We start from the raw sequence: 18,388 nt of genomic DNA on the forward strand, positions 1-18,388 counted from the left end.
CTCAGGGATTCTCCTGTGTGGTATTGCCGGTAAAGACGGGCATTGTGGCGGAGCCTTCCGCGCTGATGCCTTCCCGTTTGAGCACCTTCCAGATGGTTAACAGCAGAATCTTCAGGTCCAGCCACAGGTTCCAGTTATCCACATACCATACATCGAGCCGAAACTTCTCCTCCCAGCTCAGCGCGTTGCGTCCGTTGACCTGTGCCCAGCCGGTGATGCCCGGCTTGACTTCGTGCCGTCGCGCCTGCTCGGGCGAGTAGCGAGGCAGATACTCCATGAGCAGTGGGCGCGGCCCCACCAGGCTCATGTCCCCCTTCAACACGTTGAACAGCTCCGGTAGTTCGTCCAGGCTGGTACTGCGTAACCACTTCCCGAAGGTTGTCAGACGCAGCTCATCAGCCAACAGTTCACCAGAAGGCGTGCGAGCATCGCGCATCGTGCGAAACTTGTACAGGGTGAAAGGCTTGCCCCCCAGCCCTGGACGCTGTTGTCGGAACAGCACCGGTCTACCCATCGTCAACAGCACCAGCAGCGCGACCACCAGCATCACCGGCGCGAACAGGATAATCCCTGCCGCCGCCCCCACGATATCGATGACACGTTTGATTGCCTGCGACCTCACCGGGCATGTTCCTCCACCGACAAAATGCCCCGTTGCTGGAGCAAAGCCACGTACTCGTTATACCACGCCTCCCAGATGACCTCCTGCCGAAAAAGCCGCAGTACCCGCTCCCGCCCTGCTTTGCCGTGCTGTTGGCGCAACGCGGGGGAATCCAGGTAGCGACGGATAGCCTGTTCCAGTGCCTGAGCATCCCTCGGCGGTATCAGCAGACCGGTTACCTCATCTTCTACCGCGTCCACAGTGCCCGGAATACGGGTGGCTACCACTGGCAGCTCCATCGCGGCGGCTTCCAGCGGGGTGTTGGGGAAACCTTCCCGATAGGATGGCAGCACCAGCACATGCATGATGGCATAGTAGGGTGCGGCATCTGAGACCCAGCCTGTGATGTGGACGCGCGGGTCACCGGCAAAGGTTTGCTGTACCCATGCGGGCACCGGGTCCTGCTCCTCGTAATCGCCGACGAGGAGCAGATGCAGGTGAGAGTAATCCTCGCGCAGGTGCTGCCACGCGTGCGCCAGCTCCTGCATACCCTTGTCGCGCACCATTCGCCCCACAAAACCGATGACCGTCGCGTCGGGAGGTATCTGCAGCTGAGCCTGCAACCGTTCGCGCTCCACTTCGGTAAACCGTCCGGGGTGAAAGCGACGTTCGGCGTCTACCCCTTGCCCGCTGCCGTTTGCCAGTACCTTTATCCTGTCGGGAGGGCACAGCCTGTCTTCCACCGCGATGCGCCGCATCGACTCGCCCACGCACAGCACCCGATGCGCCAGTCGGCACGCTACCTTTTCGCTCCAGTGCAGCAGCAAGCGTTTGACGCCAGAAGCGGTGAGATGGGGCAGCCCGCGGATATGGTAGATGCGTACAGGGACTCTGCACATCCACGCTGCCGTCGTTCCCAGCAAGCCTCCCTTCGGCGTGTGGGCGTGCACGATATGGGGACGAAGACGGCGCAGCAGGATGACCAGCCGGTAAAGCGCGACAACGTCGCGCAGCGGGGTGATGCGACGCGGCATCTCCACCCCAAATCCCGCCACTCCCGTTTCCCGCACGAAGCGGTCGAGTAGTTCGCCGGGCGAGCAGACGACGGACGGCTCGAATCCGCGCTCGCGCAGGTCAAACAGCAAACCGCGCAGGAAGTTCAGAAAGAGGGGGGAGGTGGAGATATGTACCACGCGCACCTTCATCGCCTGTTGTTTGTCTGCAGCAGTTCGTAGTAGAGGTTCTCCCACTGTGTAACGACGCTCTCCAGACTGAACAGTTGTTCCGCGCGTTGACGCGCCAGCATGCCCATCTGTTGACGCACCTCGCCCGGCATATCCATCAGACGCAACATCGCCTCCGCAAGCGCGGTGGGGTTCTGCGGCGGCACGATGAAGCCGGTTTTCTCGTGGATAACCACCTCGGCGTTGCCGCCCACACCGGTCACCACGGCTGACAGCCCACATGCCTGCGCTTCCAGCAGCACGTTGGGAAGACCCTCCCAGCTGGAAGACATCACAAAGGCGTCGGCGGCGTTCATCAGGTTCGGCACATCGGCGCGCAGTCCCCAGAAACGCACTCGCAGTTGCAGACCCATGTCGCGCGTTAACGCATCTACTTGTCTCCGCAGCGGTCCATCCCCCACGATCCACAGAAGTGTTCCCTCTCTCACATCGGATATCCGTGCGAAGGCGCGTATCAGGGTTGGATAGTCCTTGGGCGCCTCCAGACGTCCCACCGCCAGCCATACGAAGTGGTTGTCCATTTGCGAGTCCCGACGCATCTGCTCCCGTCTTTGTCCGTCGGGGCGAAACTGCTCCACGTCTACGCCGTTATAGACCACGCGCATCTTGTGCGGCGGGACGATTCGCTCGCGGATGTATCGTTGCGCCCCCGCCTCGCAAACGTGGGTGGTCAGGTCGCAGAGGGGGTCGGTGAGACGGTACAGCCACTCACGCAGGCGTCCTCCCTCCCGGATGCTTCGCGCACTGCATACCAGCACGGGTACTGGCACAAGTAGGCGCGTGAAGCGCGTCAGGATGTTTGCGTGCACCATGTGGCTGTGTACGATAACAGGCTGCCAGTCGCGAATGATTCGCGCCAGTCGCCAGATAGGGCGCAAAGCAGGGCGTTTGTCGCGGATGCCCAGTGAGGTCACCGGGATACCCGCCTGCTCTAGCACGTCCGCATAGGCGCGCGGCGGCATGAGCGTGACCACCCGCACGTCCCAACCGCGCTGCTTCAAGCGCGTGGCAACGCGCACCAGCTGCGTCTCCGCCCCGCCGACCGCTAAGCCGGTGATGACGAAAATCAACAACTTAGACGACATATCCCGCTCGCGTCTTGTTTCTTTCGAGGCCAGATGGATTACACAGACCCGGATGCAGCCCCACAACGCACAAATATACCCAATACAAGGTGTGGAACCCCCATCGTGTCCACGAACCTTCTACCATCTGGTATGCAAACATCCCTAACAGTAATGCTACAAGCGTTCTTTGGTGCATAGTTTTTGACATGCTCATCGTCTCCTTGCCATATCGCTGCAGGAGGAGCAGGTTCATGAACGGCAACATCCAGACCACAAACAACATCATGTATCCAACTATCCCGATTTCGCTCAACACGATAAGATGTCCGTTGTGGCCAGATATCTCAAACCCTTGTACTTGCAAGATTTCCTCTTGTGACACACCAAACCCCACTCCTGTCCATACACGTTCCGTGAAAGATTGCCACAGATATGCCCATAATATGTTTCTCATATTAAGACCTGCCTCGATACGAACAGATTGCTTCAGAATACTGTCGTCGCTAAGCCGCTGGGCACCTATGATGGTTATTGCTGACACTACGAACAACAAGATGAACATATGTCTCCTCTTTGAGTGTAGCAGTAAATACAGAGAGAGCGATATGATCAACGTTGCAATACCCGCTCGTGAAAAAGTTAGAAGCAAGGCTCCCGTCAACAAGAAAGAAGAAATCACGAAAACTCTAGTTCCTATTCGTTTTGCATCGTGGAGATACACACCCAGTACAATGGCATGGCTACACCACAGAGCAAGAGTGTTTGCGTTGCCAGCGAGCGAGCTGATGCGGAAGAAAGGTGGCAACCCAATCAGCTGCTGGGATAAAGTAATCGGACCAACAGATAGCGATTGTATCAACGAGCCATCTTGCCTGGACGTCGTGCCAAAGACATACAATACCAGCCCTATTGCAGCAAGCAGCAAACCGAACGCCCATATGCCCAACGAGAGGCGGATGAAGGTTTCGGCAGGTTTAGTATCCGACCACGCTAAAAGCGCAACTAGTAGTGATGGAACCCAGATCATCAAAGACCTTTGAGCAACCAGTCGTGGAGAATTACTCCAAAAACCAGAAAGTAATGAAAAGAGGAAAGCACAGAGTAGAAGGATAGTAACCACAAGGATTGGCCAGAAGGGTCTTCCTAAATGTAGTCTGATTGGCCAAGCGATGAAAGGCACTACAAATTGTAAAGCAAGTGCGATGTAGGGGGCTCCAGGAATGAGCAAGGTCATATTCGGTCCCTTGACCTGCAATATAGCGGTAGCTAGTAGTATAATAAGAATAGCGAAGCCAGCCGACAACTCAAGCCTTTGACCTCCTCTGCATCACAGTCCGATGGTCTCCAAATACTGGGTGACGATGTTGTCAATATGGAATTTTTCCTTAGGAAAATCCGTAACTCTCTGGGATGAAAGTGTATCACATATAGCCGCTGCCATAGATTCATAGTCCCCTACTTGAACCAGCGCTCCCCACTTACCGTCTTCAAGTATTTCTCGGGGACCGTTACGGCAGTCGGTAGATACCACTGGTGTACCACAAGCCAGAGCCTCGCCCAGCACTACACTGAATCCTTCCCACCTTGAGGACAGCACGAAGACCGCCGCTCGCTTCAGGTACGGGTATGGGTTCTGGACAAAGCCGGGTAGTGCGAAGTCTTGCCCGATACCCAACTGTGCTGCGAGACGCTCTAGATCTGCGCGCAATTCACCTTCCCCAAGGATCACTAACCTCGCTGGTTGTTGATCGCGCACCAGCGCAAAGGCTCGAAGCAAAGTGGGAAAGTCTTTGGCAATGGTCAACCGACCTGCACCTAGAATGACCGGTGGTTGCCCAGGCTGGAACCAGGGGTGGTCTAATGGCTCCTCTGATTTGCGGAGCATGTCAGGCGTGACAATAGGGTTGTAGATGACCCTGACCTTGTCCGCTGGCACGCCTACCCAGTGTATCAGATCGTTGGCAACTCCTTTCGAGACCGCCACCACCGCATGAGCCCAGGGGTAGAACGGCTTCACCCAGTAGCGCATCAGACGGGCTCGCAGGGTTTTTGCCCACGCACTGGATTCGCTGGGGGTGCTGTGTACGGTGACCACCACGCGCGTTGGCACTCGCGCCAGTTTTTGCGCCCAGATCGCCACCACATTTGCGTGGTCTAGCGCGGAGAGCAGCACAACTGGTCGCACCTTTCTCAGATAGCGCACCAAAGCAGGCAAACTCCGTAACACGCGCGGGGCGCCGAGGTCTATTATCTGAAGAGTGTTGGGCACGATGGGCAGGTAGGGTCCTTCCGCGCGCGCCAGCACGAGATGTACGTCTACGCCGCGCTGAGCGAAGCCCTGCCCCAAGTGCAGGAACACTTTCTGGGCACCTCCGCCAGCCAGCGAGGGCAAGAACAGAGCTATCGTAGGGCGCGCGGTCATAGCATTGCCTCCGACCTGGCGGCGAGCGCTGCTTTCGCAGCCAGTTTTGCACGAAGCGCCAGCCGCCATAAGCGCGCAAACAGGACGTCGATCGGTCGGGAACCGCGGTTCCGGTAGGTGTCTACTATATCCCGCAAGCTTGTGGTAAACTGGGCAAAGCGCTGAATGTCTACAATCAGTCGTCGCAGGTCACGCGCACCGAGCCGGTTGTGATGGAAACAGACGGTCCATACGCCAAGGGGTGCCGGGCGGAACTTCCACATCTGCTGCGGTACCCACAACATGCCCCGATGCACGCGCGGGTAGAGAAAGAAACCGTCGCTGATAACGGTGATACCCAGTTCCTGCAGCACCAGCAGGGTGTTGTGGTCGAAGCTGTGCCCTGGTGCCACGAACGCCTCCGGACGGATGCCGTGGGAGTGAAAGACCTCCACCGCCCGCAGCAGTTTCTCGCGCTGCCGATCGAAAGGCAGTCCAGCAAACTCACTCCGGGCGTTGATGCCCAGCAGTCCCGCCTCCGTCGTTTCGTAGAGGTGCTGGTAACCGTGCATGGCGATACTCCAGCCAGCCGCCTGTTTTTCGCGCACCCATACCCAGAAATCAGCCCGAGGCGGCTCCACCTGCAGCTTAGGGTCGCGGTTTTCCGGGACCACTGCCAGGATGGGCTGGACCCCGCAGGCATGAAGCACTTCCTCGATCGGCGCCCACAGGCTCCAGTTCATCGTGGGACAGATGTCATCAAACCGCACCAGATACCTTGCACGCATACTCACTTCGCTTTCCGAAAAAAGACCCTATCGAGCGTTGCCTCTTCATAGTCTACCAAAATCCGTTCCAGTGGGTACTTTAGAAGCAGTTGTGCAATCCGTCCACGGGGTGGATGTGGGTGTCCGATTTTGATACCTGTACGCTCATTGAGCCACGTTTGCAACCGATTTCTCATGGATAGCTGCTCGCGACGAAACAACGAGTTGTTTGCTTCGATATAGCCGCAACCGCCCGGTTTTACCATGTCATAAATCACCCTGACAAAGGACTTGTCCGACCAGCCGTAGCAAAAACAGATGCGGTTGAAGACAAGATCAAACTGCTTCCCAAGCCGTCTGGGCGCTTCGTCCAAGTAGCCCAGCAGAAACTCGATATCCACTGCGTGCTCCTCTGCTTTCTGTTGTGCAATCTGCTGATAGTTGCGTGAAATGTCGTACCACGTGACGCTGGCACCTCTGCGTGCAAAAGCCACGGCGTACTGCCCCGGACCTCCCCCGAGGTCAAGCACACTCTTGCCCGCCCAGCTGCCCACCCATGTTTCCAGAATATCGACCAGTTGATTATCGACTTTCTGCCACTCAATCTCTGCATATCGCTGCGCATACTGCGCTGGCACAGGGTCCCAGCCGCGCTCTGGGAGATGGAGCATAGCATGAATACGATTAATCATGTCAGTCGCGTCTGCCTCCTACAGCAAAGGGAAAGCGATGTTGCCAATGTGTATGCAATAGAAACAATGTGATGCAGTAAATCAAGACCACGCTAACTAAGTGGGCAATAACGCTCCACGGTGTCTCGCCAGTAGGCACAAGGTACCAGCATAACACCATGGCGGCGGCTGCGAGCAGGACGTGCCCCGCGCCTTTCCAGCTCATGGGCACAGTGAAGACTCTTCGTCCCAGCAATACGCTGAGGAGGAGTGCTACCGCGTAGGCAGCAATCGTCGCCCAGGCAGCACCGAGAATACCAGCGCGCGGGATTAACACCACGTTGAACACAAAATTCACCACCGCCGATGAGCCGACCACCCACAGCTGTCCTGTGGTTTGCTTTCCGAGTTGAAACGCGAGGTCAAAGTAGTAAGAGCGCACACCTGCCAGCAGAGTAGCAGCTGCAATCCACGGAATGACGGTTAATCCTGCCTCCCGGAACGACTTGCCAAGCACGACCGATGCTATTTGTGGCGCGAAGAGGGCCATGCCAAGCGTGGCGGGAACGCCAGCTGCCAGAAGGAGCCACAGGTTTCGTACAAGCTGTATACGTGCCGCTTCGGCACCGGATTGCTCCAGAGCGGCTACCACCAGCGGATAAGCTGCCAAGTTGATAATCATCATCAGCATGATCAAGAACTGAGAGACCATATCGTAGCTTGCGGCGTAAATGCCTGCCGCCTGCTCTCCAAGATAGTAGGCGATGAGGAACCGATCGGAGGAGCTGATGACGTAACTGAGCGCGAGAGTTGCCGCAAGGGGCAACCCGTAGCGAAGCAGTTGCCGCAGTACAGGGGTGATCAGGCGCACCCGGCACGCTTTCCAGCCCAGCGTTTGCAGGGTCATCCCCCCCAGAAGGTATCCGGTTGCCAATCCCAGGAGCGGTGCGAATGCTCCCAGTTGCCAGGCGATGAGAGCAGTGCCCAGCGTAATTGCAGAAACTGCTCTGAGCCCGGCTGCTATGCCGTACCGTGCGGGTTGCAGCTTCGCACGAGCCAGCTCGAGGTTCATTTCAAACCAGGCTTGCAGCCACAGCAGGGGAAGCGCGATGAGCACAAGCCATCTTTGTTCCTGCGGTACGAAAACCAGTATGCCTGTTGTTCCCACCAGAGCAGTGAACCCCACTATTGCCCAGTAGGTCGCCTTCACTGTGCTGAGAAGGTCGCTAGTTGCGAATTCAGAAGAGGGCACGAACCGTAGCAGGGAGAGGTTTATCCATTGAAAGCAAAGCACACTGGTAAACCCGACCGCGGCGATGACCAGCACATATTGCCCGTACTCTTGCGGGGAAAGCAGACGAGTGTAGATAGCGATAGCCAGGAAGTTAATTGCTCCCGGCACCCCGCGGGCAATGAGATAAATCGCGCTATGACGCAACAGAGTGTGCATCAGCCCATCACTGCCGTCGTTCACCACGGGGAAGGGTAAGCACAACGAGCAAAACGCCCAATATCCATCCACCTGCCAGCGCGAGCGCGATGTTGAGCTTCCACCGCTTATTCACCGGTTCTTCCTTCAAGCGTCCGTCTTCCAGCACCTCCCAGCGGTTGGGGTCGCGAGACATCTCCATGCGCGCTTGCTCCAAAGCCACGCGCAGCTGCTGCACCAACTCGTTCAAGGTAGACACTTCACGGGCTAAACGCTGCATCTGCAGGGTATCCTCTGGCGCACGCGCTGCTAATTGTTGCAGGGCATTGACCTGCGCTTCCAGCCCCACCCGCTGCAGTTCCAGTGGAGCCAGATTGGGGTCCACGTTCATATTCACCGCCTTCAAGTAGTTCTCAATCTCTCTGCGCAGCTGCTGGCGGGTCAGTTCGATCTCTCTCCTCAACTTCACGACATTCGGCGCATCGGGACCATAGGTCAGTTCGGCAACGCGAAGTTCGTATTCCAGTTCGGTGAGTTTCGCCCGCCATGGTGCAGCGGGCGGAAGGTCCGCAGGCAGTTCTGTCGCTGATTGTGCCACGCGCTGTGCCGCCTCGCGCGCGGCGGCGATTTGTTGCTGTACCTGATTCAGCTGCAATCGTGCAGAGTTTAACTGCTGCAGGTAGGCTGTGTCAAATCCTGATGCCCCGCCAGACACACGTAGCGAAGGCAGCCCGGCTATTCCTCGCGTTGGTACAGAAGTGCCCGCTGACGAAGGTGCACCGCCTTCCCCGACCATCCGACGCTGGAACTCCAGCAGCCGAGTTTCTGCTTCGCGGAGTTGTTTCGTGCGCGAAGACAGCTCTCTCTCCAGAAACTCCACCTGATTGCGCACTATCGGCAGGTTCAGTTCTTTGTTCAGCTGAGCCAGCGAGCGGATATAGAGCCGTGCCACCTTCTGCGCCGTGGCGGGGTCCTCATGCCTGACCAACACGGTGATGAGGCTTGCCTGCGCATCGTCTTTGACGGTCGTCATGGACTGTAACTTCTTCGCTTTGATGCCCGTTTCCTGCGAAATCATCTCTCGCAGGCGCGCGCTCTCCAGCACCGCGCGATACATCTTCAACGGCGCTGTGCCACCGGATGGCAGGCTAATACCAAACGACTGCGCAATCCCCGCGAGGGGAGACGCTCCACCCGCTGGGAATAGCAGAGTCGAGGATGCTTCGTACACCGGTTTGGGCAGCCATGTCGCCAGCACGCCGATAAGAACACAAAGCAGAGTGACCGTTGCCACTGTCCACTTGCGCTGCCAGATAATGCCGAGCAGGTCGGGTAGGGTGATCTCCTCTTCTTCCACCGCCATGCGGAACCTTGTGCTCCCGTAGAATTTGCCTGCTTGTTATTCTAACAGGTTCAAGCGAGAGCGTCAAGAAGGGGTTTGCCAGGTCCGATGGCGAATTTGGTGAATGAAAGGAGTGGGTAGGATGCCTGAGCAAATAGAAGTTCGTACCGTGCAATTCAAAAGCAATGGAGACACCGTTCGGGCGTATCTGGCAGCTCCGAAGCGCAGGGAACCGGTTCCGGGCTTGCTGGTGATACATGAGTGGTGGGGGCTAAACGATTGGGTGAAGCAGCAGGCGGATGCTCTGGCGAAGGAGGGGTACGTGGCGCTGGCGGTAGACCTGTATCGTGGCAGGGTGACCACCGAGGTTATGGAGGCGCACGAGCTGAGCCGCGGGCTGCCGGAGGACCGCGCCCTTCGCGACCTCCAGGCAGGCTTTCAGTATTTGCGCCGCCTGCCACAGACGCGCAGAAAGCGTCTGGGAGTCATCGGCTGGTGCATGGGAGGCAGCTGGGCGCTGACGCTGGCAATAAACCAGCCGCAGCTGGGCGCGTGTGTCATCTATTACGGTCGGTTACTGACCGATGAAGCCGCGTTGCAGCGCATCACCTGTCCGGTACTCGGCATTTTCGGCGACCGCGACCGCGGCATTCCGGTGGAGCTCGTACGCGCGTTTGAAAGTGAGATGCGCCGCCTGCGCAAGAGGGTGGACATCCACGTGTTCCCTAATGCCGGACACGCTTTCGCCAACCCCAACAACCAGCAGGGTTACAACCGTGAGGCTGCAGAGAAAGCATGGCAAATCACTCTGCAGTTCTTGCAGCGTACGCTGGGGAGGTAGACTAATCGTTCTCTGGGGGCAGGTTCAATCGCCATCGCCGCGGCGCCAGGATGACCAGCGTACCGTTTTGCAGCCAGCGATTCCAGCGCAGATGCGCCAGACGGTTCAGCACCTGCTCCTCTTCCGGATCGCGGGGACGGGTGCGGGGCATGCGTTTCAGCGCGCCACGTTGCATCATCTCGATGAATATCTGCCGCTTCTGCGCCTGCAGGTCACTCAGCTTCATACGCCGCATCGTCCCGTTGCACCTCCTGCCAGAGTGCTTCCAGCATCTGCACGGTTCCCTCCTCACGGGCACGTCGCCACAAGTAGTCCCAGTCTAATCGAGTGGCGTGGTTACGTAGCAGGTTCTTCGCCCATCTCGCATCTTCGGAAGACTGCCAGTGAACCGCCGCGTTTAGACGGTCTATCAGCAGGTCTTCAACGCCGATGCAATACACAACTTCGCCGTCTGCAATCTCCAGCTCCAGTAACCGACCGTAATCGCCAGCCAAATCTGTGTCAGGTATCTCTACGGCGATTTCCCACTGAGCATGAAACCAGTGCCGTCCGTGTGGTTGAAAGCCCATCTCGTGAAGCGCATGTACAGCCACATCTCTATTGGCAACTACAATGTCCATGTCTCCGGTCGCGTACGCCCCAGCAGTGTACACCTCAAGCGCGGTTCCACCCACCAGCACAGGACGTATCCCGTATTCCTGCAGCTGCCGTGTCAATTGTGCCAGGATTTGCAGCTTTTTGAGGAGAGTCGCTTCGGGCATGGATGCTCCTTTCCTCGTTTAAGATACACCTTTCTCGCAGGAACGTCAAGGCGGTGTGCAGCTGCAGGGATACAGGTGTTTCTGGTGGAAGAAACAATCGAGCACGGATTTGTGGAGGAGTAGAGAAGGATATGTTGCGGATAGAGCAGGGGGCGACCGATTATCAGGTCTTCCAGCGCGGTACGAATGACGAGGCTGTTGTGGCTATCACCGGCGCCTGCGCGCCAGAGGCATCGGATGTGGTGGAAGCACAAATCGTGCAGGGCGAGAGCCTGTTGCACGACTGGAGTGCGTGCGGACAAGCGGAAGGTCCGCGATGGCAAGCATCGGTGCAGTTGAAGACAGGCGGACCCTATACCCTGCGCTTTCGCCTGCGTCACCAGCCGCAGCAAACTGCCGAAGTCAAGGAACTGCTGGTGGGCGACCTGTGGGTGCTTGCGGGGCAGTCGAATATGGAAGGGGTCGGCGATTTGATAGATGTGGAGCAACCCCACCCGCTGGTGCACAGCTACACCATGGCGGAAAGCTGGGAAGCGGCGCGGGAACCGCTTCACTGGCTGTGCTGTTCCATAGACCCGGTGCATCATCCGGAAGGCGTACCGCCTACTTCCGAAATGCACGCCGAGTGGCACCGCACCCGCAGCAAGGGCGCAGGACTGGGTTTACCGTTTGCGAAAGCGATGGTGGAAGCCACCGGTGTGCCAGTAGGGCTGGTTCCCTGTGCGCATGGCGGCACGTCTATGTCGCAATGGAGCCCGGACCTGGCGCATCTGGGCGGAGGGTCGCTGTACGGTTCGATGCTGCGGCGAGTCAAGGCGGTAGGGGGTAAAGTGAAGGGGCTGCTGTGGTATCAGGGGGAAAGCGACGCCAACCCCAACGATGTCCCTCTTTTCGCGGAGCGGTTCACCCGCATCGTGGAAAGCGTTCGCGCCGATTTTGGCGACCCCAACCTGTCCTTCTATACGGTGCAAATCGGGCGGTTTGTCGTCGCCATGCCCCTAGAGGGGGAGCTCGCGTGGAATCAGGCACAAGACGTACAGCGCAGGCTCGCAGAGGAGATACCGAATACCGCCGTGGTGGCGTCGGTAGACCTGGAACTGGACGACCTGATACATATCGGCACGCAGGGTCTGAAGCGTCTCGGCAGGCGTCTGGCACATATCGCCCTGAGGGAACTGTTCGGGCGAAGCGACATTCAGAAGGGACCTCGCCTGATAGGGGCTTTTGTGGACAATCCGGAAGGCACTCGCATCCGCGTGCGCTTTGCGGACGTGAACGGCAAACTCACCGCGCCCGGACGGGTGACGGGCTTCTCCATCCGCACCGAAGAAAACCATCCATACCGTATCATTTACAAGATGGAGGTGGACAAAGCTTCGCCGACGGACATCCTGCTGCATCTGACCGAGCCCTGTCCGCAGAACGCTTATCTGTGGTACGGCTTTGGCATCGACCCATACTGCAATGTGGTCGATGAGGCGGACATGGCAGTGCCGGTGTTCGGTCCTGTGTCTATTCAGCGTTAGGGAGGAAGGCGCAATAGCCAGATGGAGGGATTGCCGCTAGACCAGATACTGTCGGGCGACTGTGTGCAGGTCATGCACGAGCTGCCAGCACAGTCCGTAGATATGGTCTTTGCCGACCCTCCTTACAACCTGCAAATCCATCAGGAGTTGTACCGCCCCAACATGACGCGGGTGGACGGCGTTGACGACGAATGGGACCGGTTCCAGAGCCTTGCCGAATACGACCGATTCACCGAGGCGTGGCTATCCGCTGCCAGACGGGTGATGAAGGACACGGGCACTATCTGGGTCATTGGCACGTACCACAACATCTACCGTATTGGCAAGATTCTCATGGACTTAGGCTACTGGATTCTGAACGACATCGTGTGGGTGAAGACCAACCCGATGCCGCAGTTTCGGGGAGTGCGTTTTGCCAACGCGCACGAGACGCTAATCTGGGCCCAAAAGGTAAAGGGGGCGAAATACACCTTTAACTATCACGATATGAAGGCGTTGAACGACGACCTTCAGATGCGCAGCGACTGGTACCTGCCTGTCTGTTCAGGGCAAGAGCGTATTCGCATCAACGGGGAGAAAGCCCATTCCACCCAAAAGCCAGAGGCGCTACTTTACCGGCTGATTCTCGCCAGCACCAATGTGGGCGACGTCGTTCTCGATCCCTTTTTCGGCACCGGTACCACAGGGGCGGTCGCCAAACGGCTGCGACGTCACTGGATCGGCATCGAGCGTGACCCGCGCTATGCGCAGATTGCCGAACAGCGAATCGCACAAGTGGTGCCTGCGCTGTTGGAGGCGGTAGAACCGGTGACACCTAAAATCCGGTCGCAAGCGCGGGTTCCGTTCGGCGCGCTGCTGGAAAACGGCTACCTGCGCCCGGGTGACCTACTTTTCTTCAAGGGCAGGCGCGAGGCGACGGCGATGGTGTTGGCGAATGGACACATTCGTCTGGGCCAGTGCGAAGGCTCCATCCACCAGATGGGCAAACTCCTTACTGGCGCACCATGCAACGGCTGGGAACACTGGTACTTTCACGATGTTGCAACGGGTATACTTCAGCCGATCGACGTGCTCAGAAAGAGGCTTTTGGCGGAAATGAGCAAGCAGGTTTGTGAAGGAGCACAGGAGGACAGCCTGCTCTTCTGAAGCGATGGAGGAACACAACTTAGCGGTGACACGGACGGATACCACGGAGAGTGTAACTATCGGCGTGCTTGCGCTGCAGGGTGACTTCGAGGCGCACCTGCGGATGCTGGAGCGGTGCGGGGTGAATGGTAAGGAGGTTCGCACGGCGCAGCAGTTGCAGGAGGTGGACGGCTTAATCATCCCAGGCGGCGAGAGCACGACCATCATGAAGTTGATGCAGCGGTATGGCATCGATGCGGTGCTGCAGCAACGTGCCAGGGCAGGGATGCCGGTATACGGTACCTGCGCAGGCTTGATTGTGATGGCGCATGAGATTGAGGGCTATCCCCAGCAGCCCCGGCTGGGTTTACTGGATGTGGCGGTGGCGCGAAACGCTTTCGGCAGGCAGGTGGATAGCTTTGAGATAGACCTGCCTGTGCCCAAACTGGGCGACCCTCCCATTCGCGCGGTGTTCATTCGTGCGCCGTATGTGACCCGAACCGGCGAAGGCGTGGAGGTGCTGGCAAGTCTGGACAGCAAAATCGTACTGGTACAGCAGAACAACCTGCTGGGCGGCGCGTTTCATCCGGAGCTGACGGATGACCTGCGGCTACATTGTTATTTCGTGGAGATGGTGCGTGCCTATCGAAGGCAACAGTGACCGGCATCAACCGGTCACTGCTTCATCGCAAAGGCTGCTGAAGGGAGCTGTTAGGACTCGGCATAAGGGGGTTTCTGGGTATCGAAAGGTATCAAACCGAGGCTGGCGGCACGCCGGAAAGCCTGAACGCGGTTCGATACCTGCAGCTTGTCGTAAATGTTGGCGAGATGGAAGTCCACGGTGCGCTTGCTGACGAACAGAAGGTCGGCCACTTCCTTGCTGGAACGACCTTCGATAATCAGCGACAGCACCTCGATCTCGCGCTTCGTCAGCTTAACCGAGCGCTCATCAGAACCTTTGTGCTTCGGTGTAGCCATGGTACTCATCTGCTCCTTTTAGCTCCTTTCCGTTTTTCGCGCCGCCTCCACAGGGAATATTCCACAATCAGTGCGCGTTCCACAGCAACTTTTCGGTTTCGGAACGCGAACCGGGATAAACCAGTAATGTCACGGGGAGCCAGCCCAAGGCTGAAGCCGTGCGCCAGTGACAACTAACCACTATATAGATGCCAAACTGCAGGTGCAGGTTCCTTTCGTTTTGGACAACGCAATACAATGCAAGACGCAAGGCGTATCCAGAGAGGTATGTAGCCATGCAATGGTCACCGAATCCTGGTAAAGAACTTACGCGCACGTTTGAAGGGCGGGTCTGGGCGCGTTACCCGGTGCGCACCCACGTGGTGCAGCCGGGGGAAGACATCGCGGAGGTCGTGCGACAATATGCCGCGCCGCACCTTCAACAGGGCGATATTCTGGTAATCAGCGAGAAGGTTGTGGCGATTTGCCAGAAGCGTGCGTTTCCGGTAGAGGAAATTCAGCCCCGTCCTCTGGCGCGGTGGCTGAGCCGGTTTGTGACCAAAACCCCGCACGGCATCGGCATCGGCAGTCCGGTCACGATGGAGCTGGCACTGCGCGAGGCAGGGGTATGGCGTATCCTGCTGGCGGCTGCGGTAGCAGCAGTGACCAAACCGCTCGGCATTCGCGGCATGTTCTACCGCGTTGCCGGACGCAACGTGGCAGCGATAGACGGCCCCACCCCCTATACCCTGCCTCCATATAACCGTTACGCCTCCCTTGCTCCGAAGAACCCGAACAAGGTGGCTCAGCGCCTTGCGGACGAGCTGGGAGTGCCGGTGGCTATCGTGGACGCCAACGATTTGGGCGTGGAGGTACTCGGCGCGAGCCATGGGCTGAACCGCGCACTGGCGGTGGAATTGTTCCGCGATAACCCGCTGGGGCAGGGCAGTCAGCAAACGCCGCTGTGTATCCTGCGTCGCGTTGGCTAGCGGCAGGTCATGTGCCATATCCGCAGCAGCTCCGCGACGCTCCACGCCTGCGCGAAACAACCGCGCGGATGGTGGGGCGGGTCACCGTCGAAGATTTCGGATACCGTGCCCAGACCCGCCTCGCGCAGGTGCTTCTCGAAGGGTTTCAGTAAACTGCGCAGACGTGAAAGCGTGGCTGGCGTTCTGCCGGTGGTAAAAAGCAAGGCATCTGCGTACGCTGCCAGCAACCATGTCCATACCGTGCCCTGATGGTACGCGCCGTCGCGGGCGATGACATCCCCCTCGTAGCGCCCGCGATAATCAGGGTCAAAGGGCGCAAGCGTGCGCAACCCGTAGGGCGTCAATAGATACCTTTCTATCGTGCGCACGATGTGCTTTGCCAGGTCGCGGGGCACGGGGGGCTGAGGAATTGCCAGCGCAATCAACTGGTTAGGGCGCAGACGGGGGTCCTGCCTGCCTCTGTCGTCCACCACGTCGGCGAGGTATTGCAGCTGCGGTATCCAGAACTTGCTCATGAAAGACTCACGTGCCTGTCTGATCAGGTCTTCAGCCTCTCGGGCGGTGGTGGCATCGGCGTAGCGACGTGCCGCCTCGCACAGCACGTCCAGAAACTGCAGCCACAGGGCAGCGATTTCCACCGGCTTGCCCTCGCGCGGCGTCACCACCCAGTCGCCCACCTTCGCATCCATCCACGTCACCTGCCAGCCGGGTTCACCCACACGCAGGATACCATCGGCAGGGTCTATCCGAATGCCGAAGCGCGTGCCCTCGCGGTATGCTTGCAGGCACTCTCGCAGACGGGGATATATCTCCTCCCTGAAGAATGACTCGTCTCCGGTTTCCTGCCGGTAGCATTCCGCCATCCACGCAAACCACAGCGTGGCGTCGGCAGTGTTGTATTCGGGTTCCTCGCCCGCATCGGGGAAGCGGTTCGGTATCAATCCATCGCGCAGGTGTCTCGCGAAAAGGCTCAGTACCTCTCGTGCCTCGTCGTAACGACGGCGCACCAGCAGGATGCCGCGCAGGGAAATCATGGTATCCCGCCCCCAGTCGGTGAACCAGGGATAGCCAGCGATGATGCTGGTTCCCTGTGGGCGACGGATGACGAACTGCTCCGCGGCGCACCACAGCGCGCTAGCCAGCGGGTGCTCGCAAAACGGCGACGGCACCTCCTGCTCTTCGGGAGGCTCTGTGGGTATCTGTTTGAGAGGCTCCAGCGATACCACGATGACCGCGCTTTGTCCCCTCTGCAGGTCACAAACCAGCGTGCCGGGCGTCCACAGGTCTTCCGCGCTGTCCAGACCTCGTTCTGCCTCTACCGGATAGTGGAAGGCGTAGTACCAGTCAGGATAGGGGATAAAGGAGGCACTGCCTGCGTACAGGAAGACGGATGGAAAGCCCGGATAAGGGTTCAGGCGGTAGCAACCGGGAGCGACCTGCTCGGCGTAAGGGTCCATGACGTTGTTGGCGTGGGTGAGGGAATGATAGTCCCGGCAGGCGAACAGCGGTATCAGGCGAAGCCCTGCCGATTTCCTTCCCGACACAAGGGTGTAACGGACGGCGACCGCGTTGTGATGGCGAACCAGCCAGGCCTGTCGCTGGACGACCGCTTTGCCAGCCGTATAGAGATGCGTGGGGCAGGGATGGAGGCTAAACCGTTGCAGATGGTGGATGCCGCCCGGGTGGATGGCTCCATGATAGAGGTGGCTGGACAGGGGGTAAGTCTGGGAATCCACCTCCAGCCATGCTTCTATCTCCGCCAGCACCAGCACCCTGCCGGTCGGGGGCGGAGTGGCAGCCGTGAGCAACCCGTGATAGCGTCGGGTACGCAATCCGGCGATAGTGCCGCACGCAAAACCCCCGATGCCGTTGGTCAACAGCCACTCCCGACGGCATGAGGCTTCCATCTGGTGCAGGACATTTCGGGAAAAAGACAGGTTGGGCGGGCATTCCGCGCGCATTTTCGCCTCCGAGAGAGGGCATTATACACGATGAGACGCGATTCCTGTTTGCCCAGAGGTGGCGGGTGTATGGAAAATCGCCGTGTTGACAGAGTCGCAACCGCAGCGTTGCGTCCCTCCATGCGATGTCGAAGAGATGGCAATCGATGCGGTGGAGTGCGGACGGTTCATGGCTTTTTTGCCCGGCCGACTGCGCGAGGTGCTACGGTTGCGCCTGCAGGGGGACACGTATGCGGAGATAGCACAGGCGCTGTCGCTTTCGGGGGGCACGGTAAAGAGTTATGGTGCCCAGTTGCGGGAGATACTTCGGAAGTATTTCGGTCACGACCCAACCAAATCCTCCTCTCGAATCGGCAATATTCATGGAGGGCTTTCGGAGGAGGCTTTCCAATCTCCGTAGGACTTACGCAGTTGGATTGAGGTCATAGGTGGGATGAGCCAGAAAAGCTCTTATCGCTTCCCGAAGCAGAGACAACTTCGCCTCATACCAACTCACCCCTGTCCGCAAACGATAAACCTCCAGCCGTAAAAATGCCCTCAAAGCCAATGGCAAATGGCGCATCACTGCCACTGCCTTACGAACCTGGGCCTTCTCCACCCCACAGCACTGCTTCAACGCCCGATGGTAGACCTCTATGCCCCAGCCCTGCCCCGCCAACTGCGCCCGCTGCGTTGCGGTCATCCCCAAGTCGTTCGTCGCCCAGTA

Annotated in this window: 20 protein-coding genes; 6 read left to right on the plus strand and 14 right to left on the minus strand. The window is 58.5% G+C overall.

Annotated features, from left to right (window positions below; all coding sequences use genetic code 11):
- Nucleotide 1 precedes the first annotated feature (1 nt).
- From K6U75_01160 to K6U75_01200, 9 genes are read right to left on the minus strand one after another with little or no spacing between them, the layout of a single operon-like run.
- Nucleotides 2–622 carry a sugar transferase gene (locus tag K6U75_01160; protein MCL6473651.1) on the minus strand — a complete coding sequence of 207 codons (621 nt, stop codon included), beginning with the start codon at nucleotides 620–622 and terminating at the stop codon, nucleotides 2–4.
- A complete protein-coding gene (locus tag K6U75_01165; protein ID MCL6473652.1) occupies nucleotides 619–1,806 on the minus strand; it encodes a glycosyltransferase family 4 protein in 1,188 nt (395 codons plus the stop codon). The genes K6U75_01160 and K6U75_01165 overlap by 4 nt, the downstream gene beginning before the upstream one ends.
- Nucleotides 1,803–2,930: a glycosyltransferase gene (locus K6U75_01170; protein MCL6473653.1), complete on the minus strand. Its 1,128-nt coding sequence runs from the start codon at nucleotides 2,928–2,930 to the stop codon at nucleotides 1,803–1,805. The genes K6U75_01165 and K6U75_01170 overlap by 4 nt, the downstream gene beginning before the upstream one ends.
- On the minus strand, nucleotides 2,920–4,215 hold the full coding sequence (locus tag K6U75_01175; GenBank protein ID MCL6473654.1) for an O-antigen ligase family protein: 1,296 nt from the start codon (nucleotides 4,213–4,215) through the stop codon (nucleotides 2,920–2,922). Before K6U75_01175 ends, K6U75_01170 begins: the two co-directional genes overlap by 11 nt.
- A 24-nt stretch (nucleotides 4,216–4,239) precedes the next feature.
- Nucleotides 4,240–5,334, minus strand: coding sequence for a glycosyltransferase (locus tag K6U75_01180; protein MCL6473655.1), 1,095 nt, complete (start codon nucleotides 5,332–5,334; stop codon nucleotides 4,240–4,242).
- Nucleotides 5,331–6,101: a DUF2334 domain-containing protein gene (locus tag K6U75_01185; GenBank protein MCL6473656.1), complete on the minus strand. Its 771-nt coding sequence runs from the start codon at nucleotides 6,099–6,101 to the stop codon at nucleotides 5,331–5,333. The genes K6U75_01180 and K6U75_01185 overlap by 4 nt, the downstream gene beginning before the upstream one ends.
- 2 nt (nucleotides 6,102–6,103) lie before the next feature.
- A complete protein-coding gene (locus tag K6U75_01190; GenBank protein MCL6473657.1) occupies nucleotides 6,104–6,772 on the minus strand; it encodes a class I SAM-dependent methyltransferase in 669 nt (222 codons plus the stop codon).
- Between the two features lies 1 nt (nucleotide 6,773).
- The gene (locus tag K6U75_01195; protein ID MCL6473658.1) at nucleotides 6,774–8,201 is read right to left on the minus strand and encodes a lipopolysaccharide biosynthesis protein; all 1,428 of its coding nucleotides are present in this window, start codon (nucleotides 8,199–8,201) and stop codon (nucleotides 6,774–6,776) included.
- A gap of 7 nt (nucleotides 8,202–8,208) precedes the next feature.
- Complete coding sequence (locus K6U75_01200; GenBank protein ID MCL6473659.1) at nucleotides 8,209–9,543, minus strand: hypothetical protein; 1,335 nt, start codon at nucleotides 9,541–9,543, stop codon at nucleotides 8,209–8,211.
- Nucleotides 9,544–9,664: 121 nt separating this feature from the next.
- Between K6U75_01200 and K6U75_01205 the strand changes: the two genes are divergently transcribed.
- Nucleotides 9,665–10,363, plus strand: a complete 699-nt coding sequence (locus K6U75_01205; GenBank protein ID MCL6473660.1) for a dienelactone hydrolase family protein — start codon at nucleotides 9,665–9,667, stop codon at nucleotides 10,361–10,363.
- A 1-nt stretch (nucleotide 10,364) separates the two neighbouring features.
- On the opposite strand, the gene K6U75_01210 is transcribed toward K6U75_01205, so the two are convergent.
- Entirely contained in the window at nucleotides 10,365–10,598 is a 234-nt protein-coding gene (locus K6U75_01210) for a hypothetical protein (protein MCL6473661.1), read from the minus strand.
- Nucleotides 10,576–11,124 (minus strand): nucleotidyltransferase family protein, encoded by a 549-nt coding sequence (locus K6U75_01215; protein MCL6473662.1) that lies wholly within the window; start codon nucleotides 11,122–11,124, stop codon nucleotides 10,576–10,578. The genes K6U75_01210 and K6U75_01215 overlap by 23 nt, the downstream gene beginning before the upstream one ends.
- A 131-nt stretch (nucleotides 11,125–11,255) precedes the next feature.
- Here K6U75_01215 and K6U75_01220 point away from each other — a divergent pair, with 131 nt between their 5' ends.
- Genes K6U75_01220 through pdxT form a run of 3 tightly spaced genes read left to right on the plus strand, consistent with a single transcriptional unit; the run spans nucleotide 11,256 to nucleotide 14,436 of the window.
- The gene (locus K6U75_01220) at nucleotides 11,256–12,650 is read left to right on the plus strand and encodes a sialate O-acetylesterase (GenBank protein ID MCL6473663.1); all 1,395 of its coding nucleotides are present in this window, start codon (nucleotides 11,256–11,258) and stop codon (nucleotides 12,648–12,650) included.
- A 21-nt stretch (nucleotides 12,651–12,671) separates the two neighbouring features.
- A complete protein-coding gene (locus K6U75_01225) occupies nucleotides 12,672–13,796 on the plus strand; it encodes a site-specific DNA-methyltransferase (protein MCL6473664.1) in 1,125 nt (374 codons plus the stop codon).
- A gap of 4 nt (nucleotides 13,797–13,800) precedes the next feature.
- The gene (gene pdxT / locus K6U75_01230; protein ID MCL6473665.1) at nucleotides 13,801–14,436 is read left to right on the plus strand and encodes a pyridoxal 5'-phosphate synthase glutaminase subunit PdxT; all 636 of its coding nucleotides are present in this window, start codon (nucleotides 13,801–13,803) and stop codon (nucleotides 14,434–14,436) included.
- Nucleotides 14,437–14,486: 50 nt separating this feature from the next.
- On the opposite strand, the gene K6U75_01235 is transcribed toward pdxT, so the two are convergent.
- Nucleotides 14,487–14,753, minus strand: coding sequence for a response regulator transcription factor (locus K6U75_01235; protein MCL6473666.1), 267 nt, complete (start codon nucleotides 14,751–14,753; stop codon nucleotides 14,487–14,489).
- 275 nt (nucleotides 14,754–15,028) lie between these two features.
- Between K6U75_01235 and K6U75_01240 the strand changes: the two genes are divergently transcribed.
- Nucleotides 15,029–15,721 (plus strand): coenzyme F420-0:L-glutamate ligase, encoded by a 693-nt coding sequence (locus K6U75_01240; protein ID MCL6473667.1) that lies wholly within the window; start codon nucleotides 15,029–15,031, stop codon nucleotides 15,719–15,721.
- Here K6U75_01240 and K6U75_01245 read toward each other — a convergent pair.
- The gene (locus tag K6U75_01245) at nucleotides 15,718–17,682 is read right to left on the minus strand and encodes an amylo-alpha-1,6-glucosidase (protein MCL6473668.1); all 1,965 of its coding nucleotides are present in this window, start codon (nucleotides 17,680–17,682) and stop codon (nucleotides 15,718–15,720) included. The genes K6U75_01240 and K6U75_01245 overlap by 4 nt on opposite strands.
- Nucleotides 17,683–17,818: 136 nt before the next feature.
- Between K6U75_01245 and K6U75_01250 the strand changes: the two genes are divergently transcribed.
- On the plus strand, nucleotides 17,819–18,082 hold the full coding sequence (locus K6U75_01250; protein ID MCL6473669.1) for a LuxR C-terminal-related transcriptional regulator: 264 nt from the start codon (nucleotides 17,819–17,821) through the stop codon (nucleotides 18,080–18,082).
- 3 nt (nucleotides 18,083–18,085) lie between these two features.
- Here K6U75_01250 and K6U75_01255 read toward each other — a convergent pair.
- Nucleotides 18,086–18,388: IS701 family transposase (locus K6U75_01255; GenBank protein MCL6473670.1), on the minus strand; the 303-nt coding region annotated here is incomplete at its 5' end.

It is taken from the genome of Bacillota bacterium (genome assembly GCA_023511455.1).
Taxonomy (GTDB): domain Bacteria; phylum Armatimonadota; class HRBIN16; order HRBIN16; family HRBIN16; genus HRBIN16.

Excerpts from the sequence above, each read along its gene's own strand:
- K6U75_01165 (MCL6473652.1), bottom strand. The coding sequence starts at position 1,806 with ATGAAGGTGCGCGTGGTACATATCTCCACCTCCCCCCTCTTTCTGAAC.
- K6U75_01170 (MCL6473653.1), bottom strand. The coding sequence starts at position 2,930 with ATGTCGTCTAAGTTGTTGATTTTCGTCATCACCGGCTTAGCGGTCGGC.
- K6U75_01180 (MCL6473655.1), bottom strand. The coding sequence starts at position 5,334 with ATGACCGCGCGCCCTACGATAGCTCTGTTCTTGCCCTCGCTGGCTGGC.
- K6U75_01185 (MCL6473656.1), bottom strand. The coding sequence starts at position 6,101 with ATGCGTGCAAGGTATCTGGTGCGGTTTGATGACATCTGTCCCACGATG.
- K6U75_01190 (MCL6473657.1), bottom strand. The coding sequence starts at position 6,772 with ATGATTAATCGTATTCATGCTATGCTCCATCTCCCAGAGCGCGGCTGG.
- K6U75_01195 (MCL6473658.1), bottom strand. The coding sequence starts at position 8,201 with ATGCACACTCTGTTGCGTCATAGCGCGATTTATCTCATTGCCCGCGGG.
- K6U75_01200 (MCL6473659.1), bottom strand. The coding sequence starts at position 9,543 with ATGGCGGTGGAAGAAGAGGAGATCACCCTACCCGACCTGCTCGGCATT.
- K6U75_01205 (MCL6473660.1), top strand. The coding sequence starts at position 9,665 with ATGCCTGAGCAAATAGAAGTTCGTACCGTGCAATTCAAAAGCAATGGA.
- K6U75_01210 (MCL6473661.1), bottom strand. The coding sequence starts at position 10,598 with ATGCGGCGTATGAAGCTGAGTGACCTGCAGGCGCAGAAGCGGCAGATA.
- K6U75_01215 (MCL6473662.1), bottom strand. The coding sequence starts at position 11,124 with ATGCCCGAAGCGACTCTCCTCAAAAAGCTGCAAATCCTGGCACAATTG.
- K6U75_01220 (MCL6473663.1), top strand. The coding sequence starts at position 11,256 with ATGTTGCGGATAGAGCAGGGGGCGACCGATTATCAGGTCTTCCAGCGC.
- K6U75_01225 (MCL6473664.1), top strand. The coding sequence starts at position 12,672 with ATGGAGGGATTGCCGCTAGACCAGATACTGTCGGGCGACTGTGTGCAG.
- pdxT (MCL6473665.1), top strand. The coding sequence starts at position 13,801 with ATGGAGGAACACAACTTAGCGGTGACACGGACGGATACCACGGAGAGT.
- K6U75_01235 (MCL6473666.1), bottom strand. The coding sequence starts at position 14,753 with ATGGCTACACCGAAGCACAAAGGTTCTGATGAGCGCTCGGTTAAGCTG.
- K6U75_01240 (MCL6473667.1), top strand. The coding sequence starts at position 15,029 with ATGCAATGGTCACCGAATCCTGGTAAAGAACTTACGCGCACGTTTGAA.
- K6U75_01245 (MCL6473668.1), bottom strand. The coding sequence starts at position 17,682 with ATGCGCGCGGAATGCCCGCCCAACCTGTCTTTTTCCCGAAATGTCCTG.
- K6U75_01250 (MCL6473669.1), top strand. The coding sequence starts at position 17,819 with ATGGCAATCGATGCGGTGGAGTGCGGACGGTTCATGGCTTTTTTGCCC.